Below are 3,463 nucleotides of genomic sequence, written 5' to 3'. Positions count from 1 at the left end.
TTTGGGAGCGGAAGCCTTGGACGGCCATGGCGCGGGCGCTTTTGGAGCTCATCGCCTACGGCCTTAGGGTTCTTCTCTCCCTTCTCCCGCCCCCTTCGGGGTACAAAGCAATTTACTAGGCAAGCCCCCTGGCTGTTGACAGGATGGCCAGGGAAGGGTAGAATCCCCCCTGGAAAAGCTTCCACAGGAGGTGATCTATGAGGCGTAGGGAGTTTCTCAAGAAGGCTGGGGTTGGGCTCGCGGCAAGCCTCGTCCTGGGGCCCATCGCTGCGCGGGCCCAAGGGGGCCCTGTCCTCCGGGTGGCCGGCGACTCCACCGCCGTGGGCGAGGGCGGCCGCTGGATGAAGGAGATGGTGGAGGCCTGGGGCAAGAAGACGGGCACCCGGGTGGAGTACATTGACTCCCCGGCGGACACCAACGACCGTCTGGCCCTCTACCAGCAGTACTGGGCCGCCCGGAGCCCGGACGTGGACGTCTACATGATTGACGTCATCTGGCCGGGCATCGTGGCCCCCCACGCCGCCGACCTCAAGCAGTACTTCTCGGAGGCCGAGCTCAAGGAGTTCTTCCCGCGCATCGTCCAGAACAACACCATCCGCGGGAAGCTCACCTCCATTCCCTTCTTCACCGACGCCGGGATCCTCTACTACCGCAAGGACCTCCTGGAGAAGTACGGCTACAAAAACCCACCCCGCACCTGGGCCGAGCTGGAGCAGATGGCCCGGAAGGTGATGGAGGGGGAGCGGAAGGCGGGTAACCGGGACTTCTGGGGCTTCGTTTTCCAGGGCAAGGCCTACGAGGGCCTCACCTGCGACGCCTTGGAATGGGTTTACTCCCACAAGGGCGGCCGCTTCGTGGAGCCCGACGGCACCATCAGCGTCAACAACGGCAACGCCGCCTTGGCCCTGAACCGGGCCCGGGGCTGGGTGGGCACCATCGCCCCCCAAGGGGTCACGAGCTACGCCGAGGAGGAGGCCAGGAACGTCTGGCAGCAGGGGAATAGCCTCTTCATGCGCAACTGGCCCTACGCCTACGCCCTGGGCCAGAGCGAGGGCAGCCCCATCCGCGGCAAGTTCGGGGTCACGGTCCTGCCCAAGGTCTCGGCGGACGCCCCCAACGCCGCCACCCTGGGCGGTTGGCAGCTCATGGTCTCCGCCTACAGCCGCTACCCCAAGGAGGCCGCCGACCTGGTGAGGTACCTCGCCTCCTACGAGGTGCAAAAGGACAACGCGGTGCGGCTCTCCCGGCTGCCCACCCGGCCCGCCCTCTACGCGGACCGGGACGTCTTGGCCAAGAACCCCTGGTTCAAAGACCTCCTCCCCGTCTTCCAAAACGCCGTCTCCCGCCCCTCCGACGTGGCCGGGGCCAAGTACAATCAGGTCTCCGAGGCCATCTGGACCGAGGTGCATAGCGTCCTCACCGGGAAGAAGCGGGGCGAGCAGGCGGTGAAGGACCTCGAGGCCCGCCTCCGCCGCATCCTGCGCTAAACAAGGCCCTCCCGGGGGGCCCTAAGCCCCCCGGTTTGTCCACCCCATGCTCACCCTGCGGCAAACCCGCTTGGCCTGGCTCCTGGTCCTCCCCACCTTGCTGGTGGTGGTCCTGGTGGCGGGCTACCCTTTGGCCCAGGTGTTCTACTGGTCCTTCTTCAAGGCCGACATCGCCTTCGTGGAAGCCCCGGAGTTCGTGGGGTTCAAAAACTACCTCTTCCTCCTCGAGGACCCCGACTTCCGCCAGGCCCTTTGGAACACCCTCAAGTTCACCGTGGTCTCCGTGAGCCTAGAGACGGTTTTGGGCTTGGCCATCGCCCTCATCCTCCACTCCAACTTCCGGGGCCGGGGGTTGGTGCGCACCGCCATCCTCATCCCCTGGGCCATCCCCACGGTGGTCTCCGCCAAGATGTGGCAGTGGATGCTCCACGACGTCTACGGCATCGTCAACATCCTGGGGTTTAAGCTCGGCCTCCTTTCCCAGAAGGTGGCTTTCCTGGCCCGTCCCGAACTCCTTTTGCCCTCCATCATCGCCGTGGACGTGTGGAAGACCACCCCCTTCATGGCCCTCCTCCTTCTCGCTGGCCTCCAGCTCATTCCCGAGGAGCTCTACGAAGCGGCGAGCCTGGACGGGGCCACCCCGTGGCAGCAGTTCTGGACCATCACCCTGCCCCTCCTCACCCCCGCTTTGGTGGTGGCCCTCATCTTCCGCACCCTGGACGCCCTTCGGGTCTTTGACGTGATCTTCGTTATGAGCGGGGTAAACCCGGCCACCCGCTCCTTGGCCGTCTATAACCGCCAGGTCCTCATAGACTTCCAAGATCTGGGCTACGGCTCGGCCATCAGCGTGGCCATCCTGGTTCTCATCTTCGCCTTCGTGATCCTCTACATGCGCAGCATCGGGAAGGAGGCCCTTAAGTGAAGCGTTTAAGCCGCTTTGCGACCAGGTTCCTTTTTTACCTCCTGGTGCTTTTTGTGGTGGTCTACAGCGCCTTTCCCTTTTACTGGGCGGTGGTCTCCAGCTTCAAGCCCTCGGGAGAGCTCTTCTCCACCAACCCTAGCCTCCTTCCCCTGCCTTTCACCCTAGACCACTACAAAAACGTCTTTCTGCAGGCGAACTTTGGCCGCAACCTCCTCAACTCCCTCATCGTGGCCGGGGGCGCCACCCTCCTTTCCCTCACCTTGGGGGTGATGGCCGCCTACGCCCTGGGCAGGCTCCCCTTTCCCCCAAGAAGCGCCGTGCTGTACATCGTCCTGTCCATGACCATGTTCCCCCAGATCGCCGTCTTGGGAGGGCTCTTCATCCTCCTTAGGCAGGCGGGCCTCTTCAACACCCACCTGGGCCTCATCCTCTCCTACCTGCTCTTCACCTTGCCCTTCACCGTCTGGGTGCTGGTGGGCTATTTCCGGGGCCTCCCCAAGGAGTTGGAGGAAGCCGCCTACGTGGACGGGGCCACGCCCCTCCAGACCCTCCTTAAGGTCATGCTCCCCCTCACGGGGCCCGGGCTCGTCACCACGGGGCTTCTCTCCTTCATCGCCGCTTGGAACGAGTACCTCTTCGCCCTCACCTTCACCGTGGGAGACAGCGTGCGCACCGTGCCCCCCGCCATCGCGAGCTTCGGCGGGGCTAGCCCCTTTGAAATCCCGTGGGGCTCCATCATGGCGGCCAGCGTGGTGGTCACGGTGCCCCTGGTGATCCTGGTGCTGGTCTTCCAACAGCGCATCGTGGCGGGGCTCACCGCGGGAGCGGTCAAAGGCTGACCCTGATCTTTCATCCGTTTGCTCTTGTCCGCCCAAGGAAAAAGGGCTTGGGTAAGGGCCAACCTGACCCTGTTCCCCAGGGTAGCCTGGCGTCTGACCGGCGCCCCCTTGCTCCACACCCCCCTGGGCTTGCCTAGTAAATTGCCTTGTACCCCGGAGGGGGCGGGAGAAGGGAGAGAAGAACCCTAAGGCCGTAGGCGATGAGCTCCAAAAGC

3 protein-coding genes and 1 pseudogene are annotated in these 3,463 nt (G+C 64.3%); 3 read left to right on the top strand and 1 reads right to left on the bottom strand.

From position 1 onward, the window contains the following. The first annotated feature begins 197 nt into the window (after positions 1–197). Genes BLP62_RS13315 through BLP62_RS13305 form a run of 3 tightly spaced genes read left to right on the top strand, consistent with a single transcriptional unit; the run spans position 198 to position 3,248 of the window. The gene (locus tag BLP62_RS13315; protein WP_093008747.1) at positions 198–1,487 is read left to right on the top strand and encodes an ABC transporter substrate-binding protein; all 1,290 of its coding nucleotides are present in this window, start codon (positions 198–200) and stop codon (positions 1,485–1,487) included. Between the two features lie 46 nt (positions 1,488–1,533). Beyond that, a complete protein-coding gene (locus BLP62_RS13310; protein ID WP_093008746.1) occupies positions 1,534–2,409 on the top strand; it encodes a carbohydrate ABC transporter permease in 876 nt (291 codons plus the stop codon). Then, positions 2,406–3,248, top strand: coding sequence for a carbohydrate ABC transporter permease (locus BLP62_RS13305; RefSeq protein WP_093008745.1), 843 nt, complete (start codon positions 2,406–2,408; stop codon positions 3,246–3,248). The genes BLP62_RS13310 and BLP62_RS13305 overlap by 4 nt, the downstream gene beginning before the upstream one ends. A gap of 133 nt (positions 3,249–3,381) precedes the next feature. On the opposite strand, the pseudogene BLP62_RS13300 reads toward BLP62_RS13305, so the two are convergent. Continuing rightward, positions 3,382–3,463, bottom strand: a pseudogene (locus tag BLP62_RS13300) (IS5/IS1182 family transposase); the annotation flags it as partial.

The sequence above is a fragment of the Thermus arciformis genome (assembly GCF_900102145.1).
GTDB lineage: Bacteria > Deinococcota > Deinococci > Deinococcales > Thermaceae > Thermus > Thermus arciformis.
This window is presented reverse-complemented; position numbering and strand designations above follow the sequence as displayed.